The organism is Gordonia sp. (in: high G+C Gram-positive bacteria) (assembly GCF_047606305.1).
Taxonomy (GTDB): domain Bacteria; phylum Actinomycetota; class Actinomycetes; order Mycobacteriales; family Mycobacteriaceae; genus Gordonia.
In genome coordinates this window covers 1-25,497 of the sequence record NZ_JASGER010000047.1, presented here as the reverse complement: position 1 = coordinate 25,497, position 25,497 = coordinate 1, and the positions used below count along the sequence as shown (strand labels likewise).

20 protein-coding genes are annotated in these 25,497 nt (G+C 70.2%); 16 read left to right on the top strand and 4 right to left on the bottom strand.

Going from position 1 to position 25,497, the window contains the following annotated elements; genetic code table 11:
• Positions 1–47: 47 nt before the first annotated feature.
• Positions 48–1,025 (top strand): NAD(P)H-quinone oxidoreductase, encoded by a 978-nt coding sequence (locus QM634_RS06940; protein ID WP_415042040.1) that lies wholly within the window; start codon positions 48–50, stop codon positions 1,023–1,025.
• 3 nt (positions 1,026–1,028) lie between these two features.
• On the top strand, positions 1,029–1,727 hold the full coding sequence (locus QM634_RS06935) for a DsbA family protein (protein WP_415042039.1): 699 nt from the start codon (positions 1,029–1,031) through the stop codon (positions 1,725–1,727).
• A 1-nt stretch (position 1,728) separates the two neighbouring features.
• On the opposite strand, the gene QM634_RS06930 is transcribed toward QM634_RS06935, so the two are convergent.
• Together QM634_RS06930 and QM634_RS06925 are read right to left on the bottom strand one after the other, a co-directional pair.
• Entirely contained in the window at positions 1,729–2,202 is a 474-nt protein-coding gene (locus tag QM634_RS06930) for a MarR family winged helix-turn-helix transcriptional regulator (RefSeq protein WP_415042038.1), read from the bottom strand.
• A 67-nt stretch (positions 2,203–2,269) separates the two neighbouring features.
• Positions 2,270–3,466, bottom strand: a complete 1,197-nt coding sequence (locus QM634_RS06925; protein WP_415042037.1) for an aminotransferase class V-fold PLP-dependent enzyme — start codon at positions 3,464–3,466, stop codon at positions 2,270–2,272.
• A 56-nt stretch (positions 3,467–3,522) separates the two neighbouring features.
• On the opposite strand from QM634_RS06925, the gene QM634_RS06920 reads away from it, so the two are divergent.
• The 6 genes from QM634_RS06920 to QM634_RS06895 all read left to right on the top strand — a co-directional run bounded on the left by QM634_RS06920 (position 3,523) and on the right by QM634_RS06895 (position 8,469).
• Positions 3,523–4,050, top strand: coding sequence for a bacterial proteasome activator family protein (locus QM634_RS06920; RefSeq protein WP_415042036.1), 528 nt, complete (start codon positions 3,523–3,525; stop codon positions 4,048–4,050).
• A 21-nt stretch (positions 4,051–4,071) separates the two neighbouring features.
• The gene (locus QM634_RS06915) at positions 4,072–4,929 is read left to right on the top strand and encodes an ABC transporter permease (protein WP_415042035.1); all 858 of its coding nucleotides are present in this window, start codon (positions 4,072–4,074) and stop codon (positions 4,927–4,929) included.
• Positions 4,930–4,936: 7 nt separating this feature from the next.
• Positions 4,937–5,785 carry an ABC transporter ATP-binding protein gene (locus QM634_RS06910; protein WP_415042034.1) on the top strand — a complete coding sequence of 283 codons (849 nt, stop codon included), beginning with the start codon at positions 4,937–4,939 and terminating at the stop codon, positions 5,783–5,785.
• Positions 5,782–6,699, top strand: a complete 918-nt coding sequence (locus tag QM634_RS06905) for a glycosyltransferase (protein WP_415042033.1) — start codon at positions 5,782–5,784, stop codon at positions 6,697–6,699. The genes QM634_RS06910 and QM634_RS06905 overlap by 4 nt, the downstream gene beginning before the upstream one ends.
• Positions 6,700–6,841: 142 nt before the next feature.
• A complete protein-coding gene (locus QM634_RS06900; protein ID WP_415042032.1) occupies positions 6,842–7,720 on the top strand; it encodes a TIGR03619 family F420-dependent LLM class oxidoreductase in 879 nt (292 codons plus the stop codon).
• The gene (locus QM634_RS06895) at positions 7,717–8,469 is read left to right on the top strand and encodes a glucose 1-dehydrogenase (protein ID WP_415042031.1); all 753 of its coding nucleotides are present in this window, start codon (positions 7,717–7,719) and stop codon (positions 8,467–8,469) included. Before QM634_RS06900 ends, QM634_RS06895 begins: the two co-directional genes overlap by 4 nt.
• Here the strand turns inward: QM634_RS06895 and QM634_RS06890 are convergent, their stop codons facing one another.
• The gene (locus QM634_RS06890) at positions 8,470–8,973 is read right to left on the bottom strand and encodes a GtrA family protein (RefSeq protein WP_415042030.1); all 504 of its coding nucleotides are present in this window, start codon (positions 8,971–8,973) and stop codon (positions 8,470–8,472) included. It abuts the gene before it with no gap.
• A 120-nt stretch (positions 8,974–9,093) separates the two neighbouring features.
• On the opposite strand from QM634_RS06890, the gene QM634_RS06885 reads away from it, so the two are divergent.
• The 5 genes from QM634_RS06885 (at position 9,094) to QM634_RS06865 (ending at position 15,814) form a co-directional block, all read left to right on the top strand.
• On the top strand, positions 9,094–10,236 hold the full coding sequence (locus QM634_RS06885; protein ID WP_415042029.1) for a lactonase family protein: 1,143 nt from the start codon (positions 9,094–9,096) through the stop codon (positions 10,234–10,236).
• A 25-nt stretch (positions 10,237–10,261) separates the two neighbouring features.
• Positions 10,262–11,458 (top strand): lipase family protein, encoded by a 1,197-nt coding sequence (locus QM634_RS06880; RefSeq protein ID WP_415042138.1) that lies wholly within the window; start codon positions 10,262–10,264, stop codon positions 11,456–11,458.
• 149 nt (positions 11,459–11,607) lie between these two features.
• Complete coding sequence (locus QM634_RS06875) at positions 11,608–13,029, top strand: FAD-binding protein (RefSeq protein ID WP_415042028.1); 1,422 nt, start codon at positions 11,608–11,610, stop codon at positions 13,027–13,029.
• A 27-nt stretch (positions 13,030–13,056) separates the two neighbouring features.
• Entirely contained in the window at positions 13,057–13,818 is a 762-nt protein-coding gene (locus tag QM634_RS06870) for a decaprenylphospho-beta-D-erythro-pentofuranosid-2-ulose 2-reductase (RefSeq protein WP_415042027.1), read from the top strand.
• Between the two features lie 34 nt (positions 13,819–13,852).
• Positions 13,853–15,814, top strand: a complete 1,962-nt coding sequence (locus QM634_RS06865; RefSeq protein WP_415042026.1) for an arabinofuranosyltransferase — start codon at positions 13,853–13,855, stop codon at positions 15,812–15,814.
• A 63-nt stretch (positions 15,815–15,877) separates the two neighbouring features.
• Here the strand turns inward: QM634_RS06865 and aroQ are convergent, their stop codons facing one another.
• A complete protein-coding gene (gene aroQ, locus QM634_RS06860) occupies positions 15,878–16,345 on the bottom strand; it encodes a type II 3-dehydroquinate dehydratase (RefSeq protein ID WP_415042025.1) in 468 nt (155 codons plus the stop codon).
• A 70-nt stretch (positions 16,346–16,415) separates the two neighbouring features.
• On the opposite strand from aroQ, the gene QM634_RS06855 reads away from it, so the two are divergent.
• From QM634_RS06855 to QM634_RS06845, 3 genes are all read left to right on the top strand, one after another.
• Positions 16,416–19,766 carry an arabinosyltransferase domain-containing protein gene (locus QM634_RS06855; RefSeq protein WP_415042024.1) on the top strand — a complete coding sequence of 1,117 codons (3,351 nt, stop codon included), beginning with the start codon at positions 16,416–16,418 and terminating at the stop codon, positions 19,764–19,766.
• A gap of 63 nt (positions 19,767–19,829) precedes the next feature.
• Complete coding sequence (locus tag QM634_RS06850; RefSeq protein WP_415042023.1) at positions 19,830–23,186, top strand: arabinosyltransferase domain-containing protein; 3,357 nt, start codon at positions 19,830–19,832, stop codon at positions 23,184–23,186.
• 7 nt (positions 23,187–23,193) lie between these two features.
• The coding region (locus tag QM634_RS06845) for an arabinosyltransferase domain-containing protein (protein ID WP_415042137.1) at positions 23,194–25,497 on the top strand (2,304 nt) is incomplete at its 3' end.

Below are 25,497 nucleotides of genomic sequence, written 5' to 3'. Positions count from 1 at the left end.
GGCGCCCCCGTGGGCTTTCCCCGCCGAGTTGTGCCAGCATCGACACCATGCGCGCGATCGCCTGCCACGACGGCGAGATGACCGTCGACGACGTCCCCACCCCGACCATCGCCGACAACGAGGTCCTCGTCCGCGTCGCGGCCGCCGGCGTGAACCGCGCCGACCTGCTGCAGCGCCGCGGCCTCTACCCGCCGCCACCGGGCGCCAGCGACATCCTCGGCCTCGAGGTCTCCGGAACGATCACCGACGTCGGGGCTCACATCACCGAGTTCCGGGTCGGCGACCAGGTCTGCGCGCTCCTGTCCGGCGGCGGCTACGCCGCGTTCGTCGCCGTGCCCGCCGTCCAGGTGATCCCGCTGCCCAGCGGGGTGTCGCTGCACGACGCCGCATCCCTGCCCGAGGTCGCCTGCACCGTCGTCTCCAACCTGGTCCTCACCGCACACCTGCAACCCGGCGAGACGCTGCTGATCCACGGCGGGAGCAGCGGAATCGGCACGCATGCGATCCAGCTCGCCAAGCACCTGGGCGCCCGCGTGGCCGTCACCGCGCGCACGCCGGAGAAACTCGCCGTCTGCCGCGACCTCGGCGCGGACATCCTCATCAACTACGCCGACCAGGACTTCGCCGCGGTGATCACGGAGGTCGGCGGCGCGGACGTCATCCTCGACATCATCGGCGCCAGGTACCTCGAGTCGAACGTCGCGGCGCTGACCACCGGCGGCCGCCTCGTCATCATCGGCATGCAGGGGGGCATCAAGGGTGAGCTCAACATCGCCCAGCTGCTGGCCAAGCGCGCCAGCGTCGCCGGCACGACCCTGCGCGCCCGCCCGACTTATGGACCGGGCAGCAAGGCCGAGGTGGTCGCGGCGACCCTCGACCTGACCCTGCCGCTGCTCTCGGACGGGACGATCAAGCCCGTCGTCGACTCGACCTTCCCCCTCGCCGACGCCGCCGAGGCCCACGCCCGCCTCGACAGTGGCGACGCGATCGGCAAGGTGCTCCTGATCGTCGACGGGGCCGCGTAGCCGATGAGTAAGCGCTTCTGGCTGATCGCCGCGGGAATCGTCGCCCTCCTCGCCGTCGCCGTGTCGATCGTCGACGGCCGCGCCGGAGACGACCGCGCCCCCGAAACCGCCGCCCCGCCGTCGGCGGCGGCCAAGGGGAAGGTCGGACCGCTCGGCGACCTGGCGCGGCGCACCCCCGGTGACCCCCGTGCGATCGGCCAGGTCGACGCCCCCGTGGTGATGGTCGTGCTCTCGGACTTCCGCTGCCCCTACTGCGCGGAGTACGAGAAGACGGTCCAGCCGAAACTGGTGCGCAAGTACGTCGATCCGGGCGTGCTGCGGATCGAGTGGCGCGACGACCCGGTCTTCGGCGAGCAGTCCGAGCTGGCCGCCCGCGCCGGATGGGCCGCCGCCGCACAGGGGCGGTTCTGGCAGTTCGCCGAGGCCGTGTACCGCGATGTCCCGGAAACCGGTCACCCCGACCTTCCGATCGACGTGCTCGTCGACCGCGCGAAAACCGCCGGGGTGAAGGATCTGAAACGCTTCCGCGGCGAGGCACTCGGAGACACGTACGCGGCGAAGGTCAAACAGGATCAGGAGCCGGTGCGCACCTTCGGGATCAGCGGCACCCCGACGTTCGTCGTCAACGGGGAGCCGATGATCGGGGTCCAGCCGATGGACGTCTTCGAGCGGCTCGTCGACGATGCCGCCGGACCGCGGTGACTCAGATCAACTTGCCGTAGATCTCGCCGAGGGTCTGGAAGTCCTCCTCGCCCAGGACGTCCACCACGTGCCGGCGGACCATCTCGTCGCGATAGGCGACCAGCTTGGCCAGGTACGCGCGACCGGCCTCGGTCGGCCGCACCCAGCGGTGCCGCGCGTCGTCGCGCTTGAGGTCCTCGACCCGCTCGACCCATCCCTCGTCGATGAGCCGGGTGATCTGGCGGGACATGGTGCTCATCTGGATGTGCGTCGCCCGCGCGACGTCCGAGATCCGCATCCGCTCCTCGCGGCCGAGGGTCTCCAGGACGCGCAGATCCGGCGACGAGGAGAACCCGCCGTCGGACAGTCCCTGGTTCACCTGCGCCAGAAGTTTCCAGCCGCCGTTGACGACCGCCTCCCACGCGCGGCGCTGCTGCGGCGTCAGCGTCCGGCCGTCCTGTGCCGTGCCGTTGTCATAGTCGCTTGCTGTCGTCATCCCACCGTCTCATCTCCCCTGGTGCGGGCCAGTGTACCGAGGACGACCGTCGGCTTCATTCGACCGTTCAGGCCAGCGAGCCGAGAGTCCGCACCAGGTGGTCCACCTCGTAGGGCGTCGAGTACGGACCGAGCCCGATCGTCACGACGCCGCCCTCGTCGGCGACGCCCAGCTGGTCGAGCGCCGGACTGGGCACATTCGCCAGCGCCCGGATGCCGTTCTCGGCGAGCCGCCGCACGACCTGCTCGGCGGGCACGCCGTCGACCAGGAAGCTGGTGATCGGCACGCGCTGCTCGGTCACGCCGCACACCCGCACCGACGACAGGCTCTGCAGCGAGTTGATCAGGTAGAAGTCGAGTCGCTGGAGGTACTCGTACAGGCCGTCCATCGATACCGCCAGGCGGCGCTGGCGCTTGCCCAGCGCGTCCTCGTCGAGGTCGGCCAGGTGCTCGACCGATGCGACCAACCCGGCCAGCAGACCGCCGGCCGGCACGACGAGCTCCAGCTGCGCCGGCCCGGTGGCCGCGGGATCGAGGGCGACGGTGTCCAGGTCGTCGATGCGCGACGGATCGGCGAACACCATCGCCGCCATCCGCGGCCCGCCCCAGCGGTGCGGTGACACGACGAGCACGTCGGCGCCGAGCTCGCCGACGTCCAGCGGCAGGTACGGCGCGGCGGCGCTGGCATCGACGACGAGGGTCGCGTCGGCGGCCCGCGCGGCGCGGGAGATCTCCGAGACGTCGGTGATCGCGCCCGTCGTCGACGAGGCGAGCGGCGCGGCCACCACCTTCGTCGCGTCGCCGATCGCCTCCAGGTACTGCTCGATCGGGATGGTCGCGGTCTCGATGTCCACCTCGGCCCACCGGGTGCGCGCACCGGCGTCGTCGGCGCGCCGCTGCCACGGCACGATGTTCGCCGGGTCGCTGTCGCGCGACACGACGACCTCGGTGCCCCACCACGACTGCTGGCCGAAGGCGTCGGCGAGGCTGCTGATGAGGTGGGCGGCCGACGGGCCGATCACCACGCCCTCCGGTTCCCCCTTGACCAGGTCGGCGATCCCGCGGCGGGCCGAGGCGAGCGAATCGGCCGCGGCGCGCGCACCCGGGTTGAACGTGCCGGGGTCGGTGACCAGCTCGCGGAATCCCGACGAGGCGGCCGTCGCGACGGCGGCCGGAACGAGCATGCCGGCCTGCGGGTCGAGCCGGATCCACCCGTCGCCCAGCACCGGGAAGAGGCCCCGTGCGTGGGCGACGTCGAACGACATGCCTGCCAGAATATCCGCAGAAACCGGCGCGGGATTCTCCTGGCACAATGTGTCCCATGAGTCACGGCTTCGGAATGCCCCTGCCCAACCCCGAGGACGAGGACGCCCCGCAGCAGATCATCGTCGTCGGCGGCGGTGGCGACGGCGAGAACGGCGACGACTCGTCCACCGTCGCCGACCTCGTCGAGCAGCCCGCCAAGGTCATGCGGATCGGCACCATGATCAAGCAGCTCCTCGAAGAGGTGAAGTCCGCTCCCCTCGACGACGCCTCCCGCAACCGGCTGCGCGACATCCACGCGTCGTCGATCCGCGAGCTCGAGGAAGGCCTGGCGCCCGAGCTGCGCGAGGAGCTGCACCGGCTGGCACTGCCGTTCACCGACGACACGACGCCGTCCGACGCCGAGCTGCGCATCGCCCAGGCACAGCTGGTCGGATGGCTCGAGGGCCTGTTCCACGGCATCCAAACCGCACTGTTCGCCCAGCAGATGGCGGCCCGCGCACAGCTGGAACAGATGCGCCAGGGCGCCCTTCCCGGGCCCGGCACCAACCCGGGTCACCCGCAGGGGCCGGGGCAGTACCTGTAGCCGCTTGTATGCTGGTGACCCGTGTCGACAGCAGCGAATGAGCGGGTGATCCCGCCCGCGCCCCAGACGTCCGATTCGCGGACGTTCCGGCGGGCGTTCGCCGACCTCGTCGACGGCCTCTACAACTGGGAACTCTGGCTCCACCTCGGCTGGACCGACATCAAGCAGCGCTACAAGCGCTCGGTGCTCGGACCGCTGTGGATCACCGTCGCCACCGGCGTCACCGCGATCGCCATGGGCATCCTCTACGGGACGCTGTTCGGCTTCACGATCAAGGAGTTCCTGCCCTACGTCATCCTGGGGCTGATCTTCTGGAACTTCATCCAGAACACCGTCCTGGACGGCTCGGTGGTCTTCTCCACCAACGAGGGGCTGATCAAACAGCTACCTGCGCCGATCAGCGTGCACGTCTATCGCATCGTGTGGCGGCAGTTGATCATCTTCGCCCACAACATCGTCATCTTCCTGGTCGTCGTGGCGGTGTTCCGTCCGCCGATCACGTGGTCGGCGCTGCTGTTCTTCCCGGCGATGGCCCTGTTCGTGCTCAACGCGATCTGGGTGACGATCGTGTTCGGCATCCTGTCCACGCGCTTTCGCGACATCTCGCAGCTGACGACGACGATCGTGCAGCTGGCCTTCTTCATGACGCCGATCATCTGGAAGCTCGGACCGCAGATGGGCAACCGCGTCGGCAGCCGCGCACGGCTGGTCGAGCTGAACCCGCTGTTCCACTACATCGAGATCACGCGCGGCCCGCTTCTGGGCGAGCACGTCGAGCTGTACCACTGGGGCGTCGTGATCGCCTGCACCGTCGTCGGCTGTGCCGCGGCCCTGGTCGTCATGCGCAATTACCGGTCCCGCGTGGCCTACTGGGTTTAGGAGCGACATGACCGACAAGCCCACCTACGGCGCCCGCGACAAGAACAAGATCGTCGACGCCTCCGACGTCCGCGTCGACACCTGGGACGCCTGCGTCGACTTCCCCATCTTCGACGCCAAGACCCGGTCGCTGAAGAAGTCGGTCATCGACCGCGCCGGTGGCGTCATCGGCGCCAACGACGCCGGGGTGCCGATGGTCGAGGCGCTGCGCAACATCAACCTGCACCTCGAGCACGGCGACCGCGTCGGGCTCGTCGGCCACAACGGAGCCGGCAAGTCGACGCTGCTGCGCCTGCTCTCGGGCATCTACGAGCCGACCCGCGGCGCCTGCCGCGTGCGCGGTCGGGTCGCGCCGGTCTTCGACCTCGGCGTCGGCATGGACCCGGAGATCTCGGGGTTCGAGAACATCATCATCCGCGGCATGTTCCTGGGCATGTCGCGCAAGGAGATGCTGGCCAAGACCGACGACATCGCCGAGTTCACCGAGCTCGGGCAGCACCTGGAGATGCCGCTGCGCACCTACTCGACCGGCATGCGCGTGCGTCTGGCGCTGGGCGTGGTCACCAGCATCGACCCGGAGATCCTGATCCTCGACGAGGGCATCGGCGCGGTGGACGCCGACTTCATGCGCAAGGCGCGGGTGCGGTTGCAGGCGCTGGTCGAGCGCTCGGGCATCCTCGTCTTCGCCAGCCACTCCAACGAGTTCCTCGCGCAGCTGTGCGACCGCGCCCTTTGGATCGACAAGGGCGAGATCAAGATGGAGGGCGGCATCGAGGAGGTCGTCGGCGCCTACGAGGGCCCCGACGCCGCTGCGCAGGTTCGCAAGGTGCTGGCCCGCATGGAGGACGAGAAGTGAGCCGGCCCGGTTCCCCGAAGGTCGTCGCGGTCGTCGTCACCCATCAGCGCGCCGAGCTGCTCAAGGCGTCGACGGCGGTCATCGCCGCCCAGTCGCGCCCGGTCGACCACCTGATCGTCGTGGACAACGCCGACGAGCAGGTCGTCGCCGACCACGTCGCCTCACTCGACCTCCCGACCACCTACCTCGGCTCCAAGCACAACCTCGGCGGCGCCGGCGGTTTCGCGCTCGGCATGCTGCAGGCGCTGGCGCTCGGCGCCGACTGGGTCTGGTGCGCCGACGACGACGGCCGGCCCGAGGGTCCGGATGTGCTGGCGACCCTCCTCGCTTGCGCGCAGCGACACGGCCTCGGCGAGGTGTCCCCCGTCGTGGCCAACATCGACGATCCCGATTCCCTCGCGTTCCCGCTGCGCCGCGGCCTGGTGTGGCGGCGCAAGCGCTCCGAGCTCTTCGCCGACGGCGACGATCCGTCCGAGGATCTGCTCCCGGGCATCGCGTCCCTGATGAACGGCGCCCTGTTCTCCGCCGACACCATCGACCGCGTCGGCGTCCCCGACCTTCGGCTGTTCGTGCGCGGCGACGAGGTCGAGATGCACCGCCGTCTGGTCCGCTCGGGCATCGCCTTCGGCACCTGCCTGACGACCGCCTACCTGCACCCGGACGGCAGCGACGAGTTCCGCCCGATCCTCGGCGGCCGGATGCACACGCAGTACCCGGACAACGAGGCCAAGCGCTTCTTCACCTACCGCAACCGCGGCTACCTGATGGCCCAGCCGGGGATGCGCAAGCTGCTCCCCCAGGAGTACGCGCGCTTCGGCTGGTTCTTCCTGGTCCAGCAGCGCGACCCCGCCGGCTTCCGCGAGTGGCTGCGCCTGCGCAAGCTCGGGCGCGCCGAGCACTTCGACAAGCCGTAGCCGTCTCGTCGAGCGTGCCCAGAATCTCGTCGAACGTGCCCAAAATCTCGCCGAGCGTGCCCTGCCGCCTAAGAACCGCACCGCAAAACTAGAACATGTTCTAGTGTGAGGGGGACAGGCTTTCCCCTCCCAAGGAGCACACATGCGGTTCACGTACGCCGAGGCGATGACCGACCCCAGCTACTACGCGCCCCTCGCCCAGGCCGCCGAGGCCGCCGGGTACGACGGGATGACGATCCCGGACTCGGTCGCCTACCCGGAAGAGTCCGACGCGAAGTACCCGTACACCCCCGACGGGAACCGCGAGTTCCTCGAGGGCAAGGACTTCATCGAGACCTTCATCCAGGCCGCGCACTGCGGCGCGGTCACCTCGACGATCCGCTTCACCCCCTTCGTGTTGAAGCTCCCGATCCGCCCGCCGGCGCTGGTCGCCAAGCAGGCGATGTCGGTGGCGGCGCTGACGAACAACCGTCTCGCCCTCGGCGTCGGCACCAGCCCGTGGCCCGAGGACTACGAGATCATGGGCGTCGACTTCGCCCGCCGCGGCAAGCGGATGGACGAGTGCATGGACATCATCAACGGCCTGTCCACCGGCGAGTACTTCGAGTTCCACGGCGAGTTCTACGACATCCCCAAGATCAAGATGAGCCCGGCGCCGACCGAGCACATCCCCCTGCTCGTCGGTGGCCACGCCGACCTCGCCCTCAAGCGCGCCGTCCGGCGCGGCGACGGCTGGATGCACGGCGGCGGCCCGGCCGAGGAGCTCGACGCCCTCCTGGACAAGATCGCCGACATCCGCAAGGCCGAGGGCAAGGAGAACGACCCCTTCGAGATCCACGTCATCTCGATGGACGCCTACACCGTCGACGGCATCAAGAAGCTCGAGGACAAGGGCATCACCGACGTCATCGTCGGCTTCCGCATGCCGTACATCATGGGCAAGGACGACGAGCCGCTGCAGAAGAAGATCGACCACCTGAACTGGTACGGCGAGAACGTCATCGCCAAGGTGAAGGGATGACCGGTCGTCTCGACGGCAAGATCGCGCTGATCAGCGGCGGTTCCCGCGGCATCGGCGCCTCGCACGCGCGGCGGTTCGTCGCCGAGGGCGCCAAGGTCGTCGTCGGCGACGTCCTCGTCGACGAGGGCCGCGCGCTGGCGAAAGAGCTCGGCGACGACGCACTGTTCGTCGAACTGGACGTCACCGACCCGGCGTCGTGGAGCGCCGCCGTCGAGGCGACGACGTCGCGGTTCGGCACACCGACCGTGCTGGTCAACAACGCCGGCATCCAGAACGGCGGGTTGATCGGCTCCTTCGACCTGGACGAGTGGAACAAGATCGTCGCCATCAACCTGAACGGCACGTTCCTGGGCTGTCGCGCGGTGGCCGACCCGATGATCGCCAACGGCAAGGGCGGTTCGATCATCAACACGTCGTCGATCTCGGGCATCCTCGGCTCGGTCGGCACCCACGGCTACTCGGCGACGAAATTCGCCGTCCGCGGGTTGACCAAGTCGGTGGCCGTCGAGCTGGCGCCGCACAACATCCGGTGCAACTCGATCCACCCGGCGCAGGTCCGCACCGACATGGCGGCGGGCATCCCGGAGGACTTCCTGCAGACGCCGCTCGGCCGCGCCGCCGACCCGGCCGAGATCACGAACGTGGTGCTCTTCCTGGCCTCCGACGAGAGCTCCTACTGCACGGCGAGCGAATTCCTCATCGACGGCGGACTCACGTCGACGGTGCCCTACAACATGCCGAGCAGCTGACTACTTCAGTTTGAAGATCACCGCGCGCTGCACGACGAAGTTGATGACCGTCGCGGTGCCCTGGGCGATGACGAAGGACACCGCCGAGGTCACCCAGTTCTCGCTCGACCACAGGTGTTCCAGGAGCGCATAGAGCCCGACCTGCACGGCGAAGGTCGTCAAGTAGAGCAGCATCACCGCGACGAACCGCGCCCGGCTGGGCTCGGCCTTGAACGTCCACCGGCGGTTGATGAGGTAGGCGGTCGTCGTGCCGAGCACGAAGCCCAGTGCCTTCGCGTACGCCGGGTCCCACCCGAGCCCCTTCTGCAGGAGCATCGTCAACCCGAAGTCGAGCACCGCCGATCCCGCCCCGGTGATGATGAACCGGATGATCGCGGTCTTCAGGTCGACGTCGTCGGCCATCTCCTCGGGACCGTCGAACGGCAGCTCGACCGGAGCCGGGATGTGCGGGTCGTGGTCGCCGCCCTCGGGGAAGACCTCGTCGGGCTTTACTGAGTCAGGCACGCCGACCAGCTTAGGCGCTCGATCCGGGCCGAATCACCGGGCGCGGCAAAGAAGCCCCACCGCGGATATGTCCAGGATGTTGGACACCGGCCCGCGCCGCCCGGATCTATGTTGACGCCCATGAAACTAGGTGTAACCCTCCTCACAGCGGCGCTCGCCGCTGCGTCCCTCATCGGAACCGGCGCGGGCACCGCCCTCGCCGACCCCCCGCCGTCGGGCAACGTCGCCGGCTCCAAGCCGTACAACGTCTACGCGCATGGCTTCCTCAGCCCCCAGACCGCGGGCTACCGTGTCACCGACCGCGGACCTGTGCGCCCGATCGCCGGCTCGCCGATGACCGGCTTCGGGTCGTGGCCCAAGAGCGCCACCCCCGACGGCCGCCACCTGTTGGTCGGCGCGGGTGCGCCGATGGCACTGCAGAGCTACGCGATCGACCGTCGCGGCGGGCTGCACCTGCGTCAGCAGATCCCGCTCTCCGACGTCCCGGTCGGCCTCGAGTTCACCCCCGACAGCAAGGTGTTCTACCTGACCCTGGGCGCGGTCAACAGCAGGATCCAGCCGTACCGCCTGGGTGCCGACGGGAGGTTCCGCGCGATCGGACCGGCCCGCAGCCTCGGTCGGTTCGCCGACGGCCTGTCCACCCTCGCCGTCCACCCGAACGGGAAGACCCTGTACGTCGGCACCTATCACTTCGGGCAGATCCTGCGCTACGACATCCGGCCCGACGGGTCGCTGGGCGCACTGCGCCAGCGCATGACCACCGGCGGCAGCGGCCCGATCTTCCCGGTGATCACACCGAACGGCAAGCACCTCTACTACCCGAACGAGACCGGCAACTCGGTCGCGAGCTTCAACATCCTGGACAGCGGCAAGCTGGTCCCGACCGGCCAGGCACCCGTCGCGACCGGACTGTTCCCGCACGTCCCGGCGGTGACGCCCGACGGGCGCTACCTGTACGTGCCGAACCTGATGTCGACGTTCATCAGCGCCTACGCCATCAACGGCAACGGAACGCTCCGCAAGCTCCCCGACGCCGGCGCGGGGACGTCGCCGATCGGCCCGCTGCCCGAATCGGTGACCCTCTCGCCCAGCGGCAAGACGCTGTGGTCGCTCGGCCAGGACCAGCTCAACGGCGGGTTCTGCGTGCTCCAGCGGTTCTGGGTCCAGCCGGGCGGAACCCTGCGCCACGACAAGTCGGTGTACATCAACACCGGCACGTACAACTCCGACGGCAAGATCATCACCATGGCGCCCGGTTACTGATCGGGCGCGTAACCTCCAGGTCGTGATCGTGCGACCCACGACCGCGGTGGTCGCTTCGGCGGCCGCCGCGGTTCTCTGCTCCCTGACCGTCGCGCCGGCCGCCGCCGACGACCTACCGCCGACCGGACCGGCGAACTGGTCGGGCATGGATGTGCGCGCGACGACGACCCCGCCCGGAACTCGACCGGGCACCCTGTTGGGCCGGGTGCCGCTCGCCCCGCGACTGAGCGTCCCCGATGCCGGATCGGCCGTGCGCATCCACTACGCCACGCCGAATCAGCACGGGAAGACCGCGTCGAGCACCGGCGTCGTGTTCCTCCCGCGCGGCACGGCGCCGGCGCGGGGATGGCCGGTCATCGCGTGGGCGCACGGCACCGTCGGCCTCGGCGACCAGTGCACGCCGTCCGCGCAGCCGCGGTTCACCAGGGACGCGGTCTATCTCTCGCATTGGCTGCGCAGCGGCCATGCAATCGTCGGCACCGACTACGTCGGGCTCGGCACGCCCGGACTGATGAGCTACCTCAACGGCAGCTCGGAGGCCCACTCGATCGTCGACTCGGTCAAGGCCGCCCAGCAGACCGGTCTGCCGCTGGCCACGCGGTGGGCGATCGTCGGCCAGTCGCAGGGCGCGGGCGCCGCGCTCGCCGGCGCGCATGCGGCCACCCGACTCTCCCGCGGCAGCGGCCTGGACTACCGCGGCGTCGTCGCCACCGGCACCCCGGCGAACATCGAGCAGATCGTGTCGCTGATCGGGCCGGAGGACCGGTTCGCTCTGCCCGCGGGCCTGGCGACATACACGAGCTACATCGTGGCCGGCTTCGCCGAGGCCCACCCGGAGTTGGGGATCGGCTCGATCCTGAGCCCGATCGGGCGCCGCGTCGTCGCGCAGGCCTCCACCCGCTGCTACCAGGAGATGAAGACCGGGGTCGACCGGGTCGTCGGCCGCTGGTTCACCGCGCCGCTGCGCTCGATCCCCGGGGCGACTGCGGCACTCACCCGGTACATGGGGACCCCGTACAGCGGCTACGACCGTCCGATCTTCCTCGGCCAGGGTCTGCGCGACGTCGACGTGCCCGCCCCGTCGGCGCTCTCGCTCTACGCGCAGATGAAGGCGGCGAACCAGAACGTCGAGCTGCACGTCTACCCCGACCGCGACCACTCCGGCACCGTCTACGCCTCGCCGCGCGATTCGACGCCGTTCCTGGCCCGCATCATGCGCTGAGGGCACGCTCGGCGGAATTCTGGGCACGCTCGGCGGAATTCTGGGCACGCTCGGCGAGAATCTGGGCACGCTCGGCGAAAGGGTCGGGTCGGTCACAACCTCGCCGACCACAGATCACTCTCAGGTCGGGCCGAGTACCCTACTGGTCGATGTCTACCAGTGAACTCCCCATCGAGACCCGACGCCTCGTGGGCTGGTCGCGCACCACGCCGGTCACCGGCCACGTGCTCTCCACCCCCGACGTCGAGGTCATCGCCAAGGCCGTCGCGCAGGTCGCCGACGACAACGCCGACAAGCCGTCGTACCTCAAGCGCGGCGTCATCGCGCGCGGTCTGGGCCGCTCGTACAACGAGTCGGCGCAGAACACCGGCGGCCTGACCGTCGACATGACCCCGCTCAACCGCATCCACGACATCGACGCCGACACCGCCATCGTCGACGTCGACGCCGGGGTCAGCCTCGACGAGCTGATGCAGGCAGCATTGCCGTCGGGCCTGTGGGTACCGGTGCTGCCGGGCACCCGCCAGGTCACCGTCGGCGGCGCCATCGCCCACGACATCCACGGCAAGAACCACCACAGCCAGGGCAGCTTCGGCAACCACGTCGTCGAGATGCAGCTGCTCACCGCCGACGGCAAGATCCGCACGCTGGCGCCCGAGGGTTCGAAGGACGACAAGGACGGTTCGCTGTTCTGGGCGACCGTCGCCGGCATCGGCCTGACCGGCATCGTGCTGCGCGCCAAGATCGCGATGAAGCGCACCGAGAGCGCCTACTTCATCGCCGACACCGCGCAGACCGCGAACCTGCAGGAGACCATCGACCTGCACCTGCAGGACGGGTTCGAGGACGGCTACGAGTACGCGTCGGGCTGGTTCGACACGATCTCCAAGCCGCCGAAGCTGGGGCGCGGCACGTTCAGCCGCGGCAATCTGGCCAAGGTCGACGAGCTGCCGGAGAAGTACGCGAAGAACCCGCTGCACTTCGACAGCAAGGCGCTCATCACCTTCCCGGACGTCTTCCCGCGCGGGCTGGCCAACAAGCTCAGCTTCTCCGCCGTCGGCGAGGCCTACTACCGGATGGGCCCGCCCAGCGAGGGCAAGGTCAAGAATTTGGCGCAGTTCTACCACATGCTCGACGTGTTCGGTGACTGGAACAACGCCTACGGCCGGGGCGGCGGATTCGCCCAGTACCAGTTCATCGTGCCCACCGGGAACGAGCCGGAGTTCATCCGCCTCATCGAGGACATCCAGGCCTCCGGCCACGTCAGCTTCCTCAACGTCATCAAGCTGTTCGGCGACGGGAACAAGGCGCCGCTGAGCTTCCCGTTCAAGGGCTGGAACGTCTGCCTGGACTTCCCGGTCAAGCGCGGCCTGGCCGAGTTCCTCAACGAGCTCGACCGCCGCGTCATGGCCATGGGCGGGCGGCTCTACACCGCCAAGGACTCCCGCACGTCGGCGGCGAACTTCCACGCCATGTACCCGCGCCTGGACGAGTGGCGCAAGACCCGTCGCAAGGTCGACCCGCACGGCGTCTTCATGTCCGACATGGGCCGCCGCCTCGAGCTCGTCTAGCCCCTCCGAAGCACTGAAGGAACCCTCATGATCAACGCCGTCGGCGCCCCGCAGTCCATCCTGGTCCTCGGAGGCAGCTCCGAGATCGGCCTGGCCATCACCGCCGAGTACCTCAAGCTCGGCCCGGCCCGCGTCGTGCTGGCGTGTGTGCCCGGCGACGACGCCGCCGACGCCGCCATCGCCACGATGAAGGACGCCGGCGCCACCGACGTCACCGTCATCGACTTCGACGCCCTCGCCACCGACACGCACCCGGCGGTCATCGACCGGGCCTTCGCCGACGGCGACATCGACGTCGCGATCGTGGCCTTCGGCATCCAGGGCGACGACGAGCAGGCCTGGCAGGACCAGCGTCTGGCCGTCCTGGAGGCGCAGATCAACTACACCGCCGCGGTCTCGGTCGGCGTGCTGCTGGGCGACAAGATGCGCGCCCAGGGCCACGGCCAGATCATCGCGATGAGCTCGGTCGCCGGTGAGCGCGTCCGCCGCTCCAACTTCGTCTACGGCTCCACCAAGGCCGGCCTCGACGGCTTCTACCTCGGCCTCGGCGAGGCGCTGAAGGAGTTCGGCCCGCGCGTGCTGGTCATCCGCCCCGGCCAGGTCCGCACCCGGCTCTCGGCGCACGTGAAGGAAGCCCCGCTGACGGTAGACAAGGAGGACGTCGCCCAGCTCGCCGTCGCCGCGGCCACCAGCGGCAAGGAGATCGTCTGGGCGCCCGGGCCGTTCCGCTACATCATGTTGGTGTTGCGCCACATCCCGCGGGCGATCTTCCGCAAGCTGCCGATCTGACCCGCTCGACGGCTGATCGACTAGATTCACTCCCGTGAACGCAGCGATCGGGAGCACCTCGTCCACCCCCACGACGGCCCTGCGGCTGGCCGCCGCCCTGGTCGGCGGTGGGGCGGTCGCGTGGCTCGGGCTCGTCGCAATCCACACCGTCAACTGGCCCGCCTACAACGCGTCGAACGTCCTGCGCGCGCTGACGACGGTCGGACAGGTGGGCGCGATCGCGGTGCTCCTGGTCGCGATGCTGCTCTACCGCCGCAATCCCGACGGCAATCGGCTCGTCCCCGACGCGCTGGCCGCGATAGGGATGTCGGGACTGGTCACCGTCACGCTCGGGATGCCGTTGGCGGCGACGAAGCTGTACCTCTTCGGCCTGTCCGTCGACCAGCAGTTCCGCGTCGAATACCTGACGCGCCTGACGTCGTCGGCGCGCCCCGCCGACATGACCTACGACGGCCTGCCGCCGTTCTACCCGGGCGGCTGGTTCTGGTTGGGCGGGCGCTATGCGAACCTGACCGGCGCACCCGGGTGGGAGGCGTACAAGCCGTGGGCGATCATCTCCATCGCCGCCGCCGCCGCGTTGGCCGTCATCCTGTGGAACCGGATGATCGGAGCCGACCGGGGCATCGCCGTCTCCCTCGCCGTGACCCTCGCGGTCCTCGCCTACGCCGCACCCGAGCCCTACGCCGCAGTCCTGATCCTGCTCGGCGTCGCACTCCTGCCGACCATCCTGGGCGCCCTGCGCGGTCCGGCGGGCACCCCCGTCGACGCACTCTCCCTCTCGTCGACACGGTGGATCGCCGTGGTCGGGGCCGGGGCCTTCCTCGGCCTGTGCGCGACCTTCTACACGCTGTACGCGGGCCTGTTCGCCCTCACCGCGGCCCTGCTCGCCCTGTGGCTGGTCGTCGTCGGCTGGCGGTCGTCGGGCAACAAGTCGGTGGCGACGGACACGGTCCGGACGGTGCGACGCCGGATGATCGGCGTCTACGTCGCCCGCCTCGCGACGATGGGCGTGATCGCCGGGGCCGTCGCGCTCCTCGCCTGGGGCCCGTACCTGCTGGCCCGCGCGAAGAACCGGCCGGCCAGCGGCGGCACCTACGAGCACTACCTGCCCGAGTCGGGCGCCCAACTGCCGTTCCCGATGCTGCGGGTCTCGGCCTTCGCGCTGCTCGCGCTCGTCGGCCTCGTCTGGGTCGTCTGGCGATTCCGGGAGCGGACCCTGGCGCTGGCGCTGGGCACCGCCGTCATCGCCGTCTACCTGATCTCGCTGCTGTCGATGGCCCTGACCGCCACCGGCACCACGCTGTTGGCCTTCCGCCTGGAACCGGTCCTGGTCGCGATCCTCGCCGCCGCCGGGGTGCTGGGTCTGGGACAGATCGCCTCGTGGCTGGTGCAGCGCGGCGGAGACATCCGCTTCCTCATCGGGGCCGTGCTGACGGTCGCGGCGATCGCCGTCGCCCAGCACGTGCCGTCGATGCTGTCCGGCGACATCGACATCGCCTACACCGACACCGACGGCACCGGGCAGCGCGCCGACCTGCGCCCGGCCGGCGCCCAGGCGTACTACCCGAAGATCCACGAGCTGATCGGCCGACAGACCGGCAGGGCGGACACCGACACCGTCGTGCTGACCGCCGACTTCGACTTCCTGTCGATCTACCCGTACTGGGGGTTCCAGGGCCTGACGTCGCACTACGCGAACCCGCTGGCCGAGTTCGACAAGCGCGCGGCCACCATCGAGAAGTGGGCGAAGTCCACCACCGCCGCCGAGACGGTCACCGCCCTGCACGCCTCACCGTGGCGGGCACCGGACGCCTTCCTGTTCCGGCACAGCGCCGACGGCTACGCGCTGAAGCTGGCCCGCGACGTCTACCCGAACGATCCGAACGTGAAGCGGTACACGGTGACCTTCGACCGCGCCGCCTTCGCCGGACCGGAGTTCACGGTGACCGAGGTCGGCCCGTTCGTGCTCGTCGTGCGCAACCGACCCGTGCGCTAGATCCAACTCGACGCGACACCTCCAACACCGCTGCGTGTTGGACCCTGTACCGCGGTGTTGGATCTAGGCGTCGTCCGACTCGACGGACAGCAACTCGGCCAGGTGGCGCACCGCGTACTCGTAGCCGCGCACGCCGAATCCGGCGATCACCCCCGCCGCGAGCGGCGACACGTACGAGTGATGCCGGAACGGCTCGCGCTTGTGGATGTTGCTGATGTGGACCTCGACGATCGGCACCTCGGGGATCACCAGCGCGTCGGCGAGGGCGACGGACGTGTGCGTCCAGGCACCCGGGTTGATGACGATGCCGGCGACCTGGCCGCGCGCCTCGTGCAGCCAGTCGATCATCTCGCCCTCGTGATTGGTCTGGGCGGCGCGCAGGCCGTAGCCCAACTCGGCGGCCAGCTTCTCGCAGTCGCGGACGATCTCGGCGAGCGTCGTCGAGCCGTAGACCTCGGGCTGGCGCAGCCCCAACGTGTTGAGGTTGGGGCCGTTGAGCAGGAGGAGGGGGAGCGATCCGTTCTCGGCCATAGTCACAAGCCTATTCCGTTGCGCCAGCTATTAACGGTAGCCGCGACGCCAACGGCTAACATTGCCCTTTGTGTCAGCTCAGACAGTCCGCCGAGCACGGATCGCCGCCATCGTCACCGGCCTGCTCGGATTCCTGCTGGCGCTCGCCACCCCCCTGATGCCGGTCAACCAGACGACCGCCGAACTCTCCTGGCCGCAGAAGGGCACGCTGCAGAGCGTCAACGCCCCGCTGATCTCCTATGTGCCGATCGACCTGAACCTGTCGATCCCGTGTTCGGCGGTGACCCGGCTCGGTGAGGACGGCTCGGTCCTCGCCTCGACGGTGCCCAAGCAGGCGACCCCGGCCGGGGAGCGCGGACTGTTCGTCGCGCGCACCGCCGACAAGTCCGCCGTCACCGTCACCGTCCGCAACATCCAGGTCGCCTCCGCGCCGCTCGCCGAGGTCACCGGCCCCAACTGCCGCAGCATCGACGTCTCCGCCACCGCCGACGAGGTCCGCGCGACCTTCACCGGACTGACCGGCGGCGACGGCAAGCCGCTCACCGGCACCACCGCCGACCGTGACGACGAGCACCTCGACCCCGACCAGCGCCCGCAGCTGACCGGCTTCTTCACCGATCTGACCGGCCCCGCGTCGGCGATCGGCGGGCTGACCGCGCACGCGACCATCGACACCCGCTACAACACGCCCGCGACGCTGATCAAGCGGATCGTGCTGATCGTCGGCGTCCTCGCGACCATCGGTTCGTTGATCGCGCTGGCGATCCTCGACGGCACCGACGGTCGCGGCCACCGCCGTATCCTGCCGCAGCGCTGGTGGCGGTTGATGCCGCGCGACTACCTCGTCCTGGGCATGCTCGCGGTCTGGCACTTCGTCGGGCCCAACACCTCCGACGACGGTTACCTGCTCACCATGTCGCGCGTCGGCCAGCACAGCGGCTACACCGCGAACTACTTCCGCTGGTTCGGCGCCCCCGAGGCCCCGTTCGGCTGGTACTACTCGGTCTTCGGTTGGCTCTCGGAGATCAACCTGTCCAGCCCGTGGCTGCGGCTGCCGGCGCTGGCCTGCGGCGTCGCCGTCTGGCTGATCCTCAGTCACGAGGTGCTGCCCCGCCTGGGGCGCGCGGCGAGCCGGCCGGTGGTCGGCGCGACGGCCGCCGTGGCCTTCCTGGCGATGTGGTTCCCCTTCGACAACGGACTGCGCCCCGAGCCGATCATCTGCCTGGGCGCCCTGCTCACCTGGTGCTCGGTGGAGCGGGCCATCGCCACCGGCCGACTGCTGCCGGCCGCCATCGCCTGCCTGATCGGCGCGTTCAGCCTCGCCGCCGGACCGACCGGACTGCTGGCCGTCGCGGCGCTGATCGCCGGTGCCCGCCCGATGATCCTCGCGCTCATCAAGCGCGCCAAGGACGTCGACGCCCAGCTCTTCGGCACCGACACCCCGGCGCGCGGCCGGGCCATCGCCACCTACGTGGCGCTTCTCGCCCCCATCGTGGCCGCCGGCACCTTCGTGATCTTCGTGGTGTTCTCCAACCTGACGCTGCGCTCGTTCATGGACGCCAGCGCGATGAAGACCGCGCTCGGGCCGTCGCTGCACTGGTACAACGAGATCGACCGCTACTCGTCGCTGTTCGAGTACTCGGCGAACGGTTCCATCGCCCGCCGCTTCGCCGTGCTGATCATGCTGCTGTCCCTGGCGGTGTCGGCCGCGATGCTGCTGCGCAAGGGCCGCATCCCGGGCACGGCCAGCGGCCCGACCCGCCGAATCGTCGGCATCGTCTTCGCGTCGCTGCTGTTCCTGATGTTCACCCCGACCAAGTGGACCCACCACTTCGGCGTCTTCGCCGGCCTCGGCGCCGCCCTGGCCGCGATCGCCGCGATCGCCGTCGGCCATCAGGCGATGCACTCCCGGCGGAACCGGACCATCTTCGCGGCGCTGACCCTCTTCATCGCCGGGCTGGCGTTCACCGCGCCGAACTCGTACTTCTACTCGTCGGCGTGGGGGATGCCGTGGGGCGTCGAACAGGTCACCTGGGGCTTCCGCGTCTCCAGCGTCCTCCTGGTCGCCTCGCTGGCGCTGTTGGCGCTGGCCCTGTACTTCCACCTGCGCGAACCGTTCACCGGCACCGACCCCGTCGTCGCCGACCACCCGGAGCCGCAGACCCGCTGGGCGCGCCTGCGGTCGACGCTGAGCTCTGAGCCGCTCGTGTTCGTCGTGGCGGCGGTCGTGCTGTTCGAGGTCGCCACCGCCGTGTTCGCCGGCATCAAACAGTCCTCCTCGTACTCGGTGCCCCGCTCCAACCTGGAGGCGCTCGCCGGCAAGGAGTGCGGCATGGCCGAGAAGATCTGGACCGAGGAAGACCCGTCCGCCTTCCAGCTCCCGCCGGCCGACCGCACCCTCACCCCGGCCCAGGCGATCGGCGGACCGCCGCCCGCACCCGAGGCCGACCCGAACGCCGCGTCCACGAAGGGCTTCACGCCCACCGGCGTCCCGACGGCGATCGTCACCACCGCCGCGCAGGAGTCGCTGGGCGTGCTGGCCGGCACCGCCAACGTCGACCCCGGCGTGCTCTCCTCCAACAGCGGCGGCACCTCCGGCGGCTACAACGACCGACCCGGCGTCAACGGCAGCCACGCGCGGCTCCCGTTCTTCCTCGACCCCGCGCGCACCCCGGTGCTGGGCAGCTACTCCGAGGACGTCCAGGCCCCGGCCCGCCTGACGTCGGGCTGGTACGCGCTGCCGAAGAACTTCCGCGACCGACCGCTCATCACGTTCTCGGCGGCCGGCTGGTTCGAGCGACCCGACCTGGTCCTGGAGTACTCGACCACCCCGCTCGGCCCGGACACCCGTGACGGCCAGATCGGCGTCGCCGGTTCGACGCCGCTCATCGACCCCGGCCCGCGACCGTCGTGGCGCAACGTCCGACTCAACACCGACGCCCTGCCCGCCGACACCACCGCGATCCGCATCGTCGCGCGCGACGACAACCTCGGCTCGGACATCTACATGGTGGTCACGCCGCCGCGCCTGCCGGAGATGAAGACGCTGCAGCAGGTCGTCGGCAAGCAGGACCCGGTCCACGTCGACTGGACCTCCGGCCTGGTGTTCCCGTGCCAACGGCCGTTCTCCCACCACTACGGCGTCGCGGAGATCCCCAAGTGGCGGATCAAGCCGGGATCGGACCTGGCCGCGGCCGTGTCGACGTGGCAGAGCGCGATCGGCGGCGGCCCGCTCGGCTGGCTCGAGGTGTCCCAGCAGCCGGAGACGGTCGCCACGTACCTGAAGAACGACATCGGCCGTGACTGGGGCGCCCTGGAGGCCTACCGCCCCTTCGATCCGACGAGCACCGCGCCCGCGGAGATCTCGACCGGCAACCACGTCCGCAGCGGGCTGTGGCGACCTGCGCCGATCCGGCACTGACCGGGCGACGAGATCGGGTGGCGCTGACCTATTCCTCAGGTACGCCGACTACCATGAGAATTCGTGTCTGTGTCTTCCACGCAATCAGCGGCGACCCCGCCCGACGACTCGGGAGCTGACGAGTCGGACCGGCTGAAATCCCTGCGGCTCGCGGCCGTCATCGCCGGTCTCATCGGCATCATCGCCTGCGCGCTGACCCCCCTGCTCCCGGTCAAGGCCCTCGACCCGTCGGTCACCTGGCCGCAGGGCCAGCGGTTGACCGATTCGTCGTCGGTCACCGCCCCGCTGATCGCCCAGACGGCCAAGTCCGTCGACATCACCATCCCGTGTGCGGTGCTGCGCGAGCTGCCGCCGGAGTCCACGACCGTGCTGTCCACGATGCCGGCCGGCGCCCCCGGCGGTCGCCAGCTGACGGTGAAGGCCGGCGAGAACGTCACCGTGATGAGCCGCGCCAGCCTGCTGGCCAGCGCTGCCCGCGCCGACCTGGGTCGGTGTGAACGGCTGCAGATCACCTCCCGGCCGTCCGGCCCGAGCGCCCAGTTCGTCGGCCTCGGCCCCGTCACGACCGCCGGCCCGGAGGCCCAGCCCCAGATCGACGGTGTGTTCTCGGCACTGCCGCGCCCCGTCGTGGAGCGGGCCGCGCAGCAGGGCATGACCGCGCACATCGCGATCGACGACCGTTACGAGTCGTCGCCGACGATCCTCAAGCGCCTCACGATCATCATCGGCCTGCTCGCCGTGATCGCCTCACTCGTCTGCCTGGGCCTGCTGGACCGCCGGTCCCCGACCGTCGCGCAGGCCCGCGAGGACGAGGACGCCGACGAGGAGGCGCCGCACCGCACCGGCTTCCTCGCGTCGCTGCGCCCGCGCCTGTCCGACCTCGCCGTCACCGGCGTGCTGCTCGTGTGGGCGCTGTTGGGCGCCGGTGGCCCGGACGACGGCTACATCCTCAACATGGGCCGCGTCGCCGGGGAGGCCGGCTACCTGCCGAACTACTACCGCTTCTTCGGCATCGCCGAAGCCCCGTTCAACTGGTACTACGGCTTCCTGTCGCACTGGTCGTCGGTGTCGACGTCGATGCTGTGGATGCACCTGCCGAGCCTCGCGGCCGGGCTGGTGTCCTGGTACATCCTCAGCCGCGTGCTGCTGCCCCGCCTGGGTGCGGCCGTCTCGCACGGCTGGCCGGTGTGGGCCGCCGCGGCCGTGTTCGTCGCCTTCTGGATGCCCTTCGCCAGCGGTCTGCGCAGCGAGTCGATCATCGTCCTGGGCTCGCTGCTGACATGGTGGGCCGTCGAGTCGGCGATCAGCTCCAAGAAGCTGCTCCCGGTGGGCCTGGCCGTCGTGGCCGCCGCCTTCACCCTCGGCGCGGCCCCGCACGGCGTCATCGGCCTGGCCATCCTGCTGGTCGGCGCCCGCGCCCTACTCGCGATCGGCGTGCAGCGCAGCCGGGAGATCGGCTGGGCCGCCATCCTCGCCCCGCTGGGTGCCGCTGCCGTGGCGATCCTGCTCGTCGTGTTCGGCGACCAGACCGCCGCGACCGTCGCCGAGGCGATGAAGGTCCGCTACGAGGTCGGCCCCAACCTGCCGTGGTTCCAGGAGTACCTGCGCTACTACTTCCTCACCGTCACCACGCCCGACGCCGCCCTCGCGCGCCGCGTCCCGGTGCTGCTGCTGTTCGCCGGCGCCTTCATCACCATCGCGGTGCTGCTGCGCCGCGGCCAGATCGACGGCGTACGCAGCGGACCCGCCTGGCGAGCGGTCGGCGCGATCGGCGTCACGATGCTGCTGCTGGTCTTCACCCCCACCAAGTGGACCATGCAGTTCGGCATCTACGCCGGCCTGGCCGCCGCGGTGGCCGCCACCGCGACCCTGGCCGTCGCGCAATCGGCCGCGCGCTCCACGCGCAACCTGACCGTGTTCGTGTCCGGCCTGATGTTCGCCCTCGCCGCGGCGACCGCCGGCAAGAACGCCTGGCCGTTCTTCTACGACACCGGCATCGCCTGGTTCGACCGCGCCCCGGTGATCGTCGGCATCCCGATGTCGACCATCTTCCTGGTGCTGGCCGTCGCCACCGGTGCACTGGCCGCCTGGCAGCACCTGCGCCTGGACTACGTGGAGAACAAGGGACTCGAGCACGAGGACGACCCCGCCCACCACGAGGAGCGTGGCAACCGCTTCCGCCTGGCCCTCGCCGGTACCCCCCTCGCGGTCATCGCCGGCGGTCTGGTGCTGCTCGAGCTCGCGCTGTTCGCCAAGGCGGCGGTGCTGCGCTACCCGCAGGCCACCGCCTTCTCCACCAACGTCGCGACGCTGCGCGGTCAGCCGTGCGCGCTGGCCGACAAGGTCCTCGTCGAGCCCAACGCCAACGACGGCATGCTCGTCTCCGCGTCGGGCAAGAACGCCTCCGACGCGCTGCGCGGCACCTCGATCGGCTTCACCCCCGACGGGATCACCACGAACCTCTCGGCGGAGATGGGCAGCTCGCGACCGGGCCAGATGCAGGTCTCCGGCTCGTCGTCGAAGCCCTTCGCCGTGATGGGCACCTGGGAGTCGAGCACGACCGGCGGCTCCGGCCCCGCGACCGTCAACGGGTCGCGCGCCGCGCTGCCCTACGGCCTGAACCCGGCGACCACGCCGGTGCTCGGCAGCTACGGCTACAACGGCGAGGCGCGCCTGACGTCCGACTGGTACCGCCTCCCCGACCGCGCGTCGTCGCCGCTGCTGGTGATCACCGCCGCGGGCGCAATCTCCACCGTCGACGCCTTCGGCGCCCGCACCTTCGGCCAGAACCTGCGCTTCCAGTTCGGCAAGCGCGGCCCCGACGGCCAGTTCGAAGCGCTGGGCCCGGGCACCGAGCTGATCGATCCCGGACCGGTCATCCCCAACCGGCCGTGGCGCAACCTGCGGGTGCCGATGTCGGCCGCCCCGCCGGCCGCCGAGGTGATGCGCATCGTCGCCCTCGACAACAACCTGGGCACCTCGCAGTTCATCATGCTGACCCCGCCGCGCGCGCCGAAGGTCGTGACGCTGCAGACGCTGGTCGGCAAGCAGGATCCGGCGCTGATCGACTTCATGGTCGCCGCCCACTTCCCGTGCCAGCGCCCGATGGGCGTGCACCACGGGGTGGCCGAGATCCCGCGCTGGCGGATCCTGCCCGACTACGCGACCGCCCTCACCCAGTCCAAGACCTGGCAGCGGGCCTCCGACGGCGGCCTGCTGGGCATCAGCGAGGCGACGACGTCGGCGACGGCCGTGCCCAGCTACCTGGACGGCGACTGGCACCGCGGCTGGGGCGCCCTCGAGCGCCTGGCGCCGCGCGACCCCGCGGCTGGGCCGGCGGGTGTGACGGTTGATGAACGCAAGCAGTGGGGCTGGTCGCGGACCGGGTCCATCAGGTTGGAGCGCGGCAAGAATGAGTGACGCAGAGATGACGACGACCCCGACGGCCCAGCTGCCCAAGCCGCGCCTGCTGACCGCCAACGGCTACCGCGGCGCGAAGATCCTCGCGACCGTGGCCGGCCTGCTGGGCACCATCCTGGCCATCGCCATGACCGTGCTGCCCGTCGACCGCGACACGGCCAAGATCCAGTGGCCGGAGAACGGCACCGTCTCGTCGGTCGTCGCACCGCTGGTGTCCTACGTCGCCACCGACATGAAGGTCGAGGTCCCGTGTTCGGCGGCGACACAGCTGCCCGCTTCCGGCGGCACGCTGCTCTCGTCGATCCCCAAGGACGGCATGGCGGCCACCGCGCGCGGCCTGTTCGTCAACGCCACGTCGGACTCGCTGCTGGTCATCGACCGCAACGTCGTGATCCTCAGCGCCCCGCGCGCCGTCGCACAGGCCAGCCCGGCCTGCCGCGTCGTCTACGGCGGCGACGCCCACGGGGTCCGCGCGGCAATCGAGGGGCTGGGCGACAACCTGCCCGGCGCGCTGCTGCACTACCAGACCGGCGACCACGAGATGCGGCCGCAGATCGTCGGCGTCTACTCCGACCTGCACGGCGCGGCACCGGCGGGCATGACCTTCACCGCCGACGTCGACACCCGCTACGTCACCAGCCCGACGACGCTGAAGTTCGCGCTGATGATCATCGGCATCGTGATGACGCTGCTGTCGCTGTTCGCCCTCGCCGTCCTCGACGCGCGCGACGGCCTGCGGCACCGGCGGATCCTGCCGGCCGGCTGGTGGAAGTTCACCTGGCTCGACGGCGCGGTCACGACGATCCTGCTGCTCTGGTGGTTCGGCGGTGCCAACACCTCCGACGACGGCTACAACATGACGGTCGGCCGCATCGCCAGCGGCGCCGGCTACGCCGACAACTACTTCCGCTACTTCGGTGTCCCGCAGGACCCGTTCGGCTGGCACTTCCAGGTGATCTCCTGGATGAGCCAGGTCAGCGTCGCGGCCTGGTGGATGCGACTTCCGGCGCTGCTGCTGGGCCTGCTCGGCTGGTGGCTGATCAGCCGCGAGGTCATCCCCCGCCTGGGCCCGGCGGTGCGGGGCAGCACCCCGGCCATGTGGGCGGGTGCCTTCGTCTTCCTGGCGATCTGGCTGCCGTACAACAACGGCATCCGCCCCGAGCCCGCCGAGGCCGTGGGCGCCCTGCTGACCTGGTGCTGCGTCGAACGGGCGATCGCGACCCGGCGCCTGCTGCCGTACGCCATCGCGGCCATCACAGCCGCGTTCACACTGGCGCTGGCCCCCGGCGGTCTGATGGCCGCCGCGGCCCTGCTGGCCGGCCTGCGCCCGATCGTGAAGACCCTCGTGAGCCGCCGCAAGCGCGACGGCTGGCTGCCGATGCTGGCGCCGATCCTGGCCGCCGGCACCTCGGTGCTGTTCATGATCTTCGCCGACCAGTCGGTGATGCCGCTGGTCACCGGCAACAAGGTGGCCGCCGACGTCGGGCCGACGCTGGAGTGGTGGCAGGAGCCGATCCGCTACTACTACCTGATCCTGCAGACCGGCGACGGCACGCTGTCGCGCCGCATCGGCATCCTCCTGATGCTCCTGTCGCTGTTCTACGTGATGTTCCGCCTGCTGCGCGGCAAGCACCCGAACGGCGTCGCCCGGGCGCCGATCTGGCGACTGATCGCCGTCATGCTCGGCACGATGTTCCTCATCTCGTTCACGCCCACCAAGTGGACCCACCACTTCGGCGTGTACGCCGGTATCGCCGGCGGTCTGGCGGCGGCCGCGGGTGCGCTGATGGCACCGCAGCTGTTGGCCTCGCGCCGCAACCGCGCCTTCGCCGCGGCCTCGGTGTTCTTCGTGACCGCGATGGCCTTCGCCGGCATCAACATGTGGTGGTTCGTCGGCAACTACGGCGTCCCGTGGCGCGACCGCCCGGTGTCGATCGCCGGCATCAACCTCAGCTGGATCTGGCTGGCGCTGGCCGTCGGCACGGCACTGCTGGGGCTCTACTACCACTTCCGCGACGACTACACCGACGAGAAGGCGCGCACCGGCCCGGTCGTGCCGCTGCCGGTCAAGATCGCCCCGCTGCCGTTCGTGGCGACCCTGTGCGTCCTGTTCATGGTCGCGAGCCTGGCCAAGGGCGCCTGGGTCCAGCGCGACAGCTGGTCGTGGACCAAGTCGAACCTGCGCGCCGTGGCCGGCAACGAGTGCGCGCTGGCCAACGACGTCCTCGTCGCCACCGACCCGACCCGCGGCCTGCTGGCCCCGGCGGCGGTGAACGGGCGGCCCGCGCCGGCCCTCGCCGACGCCCTGGGC

Excerpts from the sequence above, each read along its gene's own strand:
- QM634_RS06930 (WP_415042038.1), bottom strand. The coding sequence starts at position 2,202 with ATGACGACAGCAAGCGACTATGACAACGGCACGGCACAGGACGGCCGG.
- QM634_RS06940 (WP_415042040.1), top strand. The coding sequence starts at position 48 with ATGCGCGCGATCGCCTGCCACGACGGCGAGATGACCGTCGACGACGTC.
- QM634_RS06870 (WP_415042027.1), top strand. The coding sequence starts at position 13,057 with ATGATCAACGCCGTCGGCGCCCCGCAGTCCATCCTGGTCCTCGGAGGC.
- QM634_RS06895 (WP_415042031.1), top strand. The coding sequence starts at position 7,717 with ATGACCGGTCGTCTCGACGGCAAGATCGCGCTGATCAGCGGCGGTTCC.
- QM634_RS06910 (WP_415042034.1), top strand. The coding sequence starts at position 4,937 with ATGACCGACAAGCCCACCTACGGCGCCCGCGACAAGAACAAGATCGTC.
- QM634_RS06925 (WP_415042037.1), bottom strand. The coding sequence starts at position 3,466 with ATGTCGTTCGACGTCGCCCACGCACGGGGCCTCTTCCCGGTGCTGGGC.
- QM634_RS06900 (WP_415042032.1), top strand. The coding sequence starts at position 6,842 with ATGCGGTTCACGTACGCCGAGGCGATGACCGACCCCAGCTACTACGCG.
- QM634_RS06935 (WP_415042039.1), top strand. The coding sequence starts at position 1,029 with ATGAGTAAGCGCTTCTGGCTGATCGCCGCGGGAATCGTCGCCCTCCTC.
- QM634_RS06885 (WP_415042029.1), top strand. The coding sequence starts at position 9,094 with ATGAAACTAGGTGTAACCCTCCTCACAGCGGCGCTCGCCGCTGCGTCC.
- QM634_RS06875 (WP_415042028.1), top strand. The coding sequence starts at position 11,608 with ATGTCTACCAGTGAACTCCCCATCGAGACCCGACGCCTCGTGGGCTGG.
- QM634_RS06920 (WP_415042036.1), top strand. The coding sequence starts at position 3,523 with ATGAGTCACGGCTTCGGAATGCCCCTGCCCAACCCCGAGGACGAGGAC.
- aroQ (WP_415042025.1), bottom strand. The coding sequence starts at position 16,345 with ATGGCCGAGAACGGATCGCTCCCCCTCCTCCTGCTCAACGGCCCCAAC.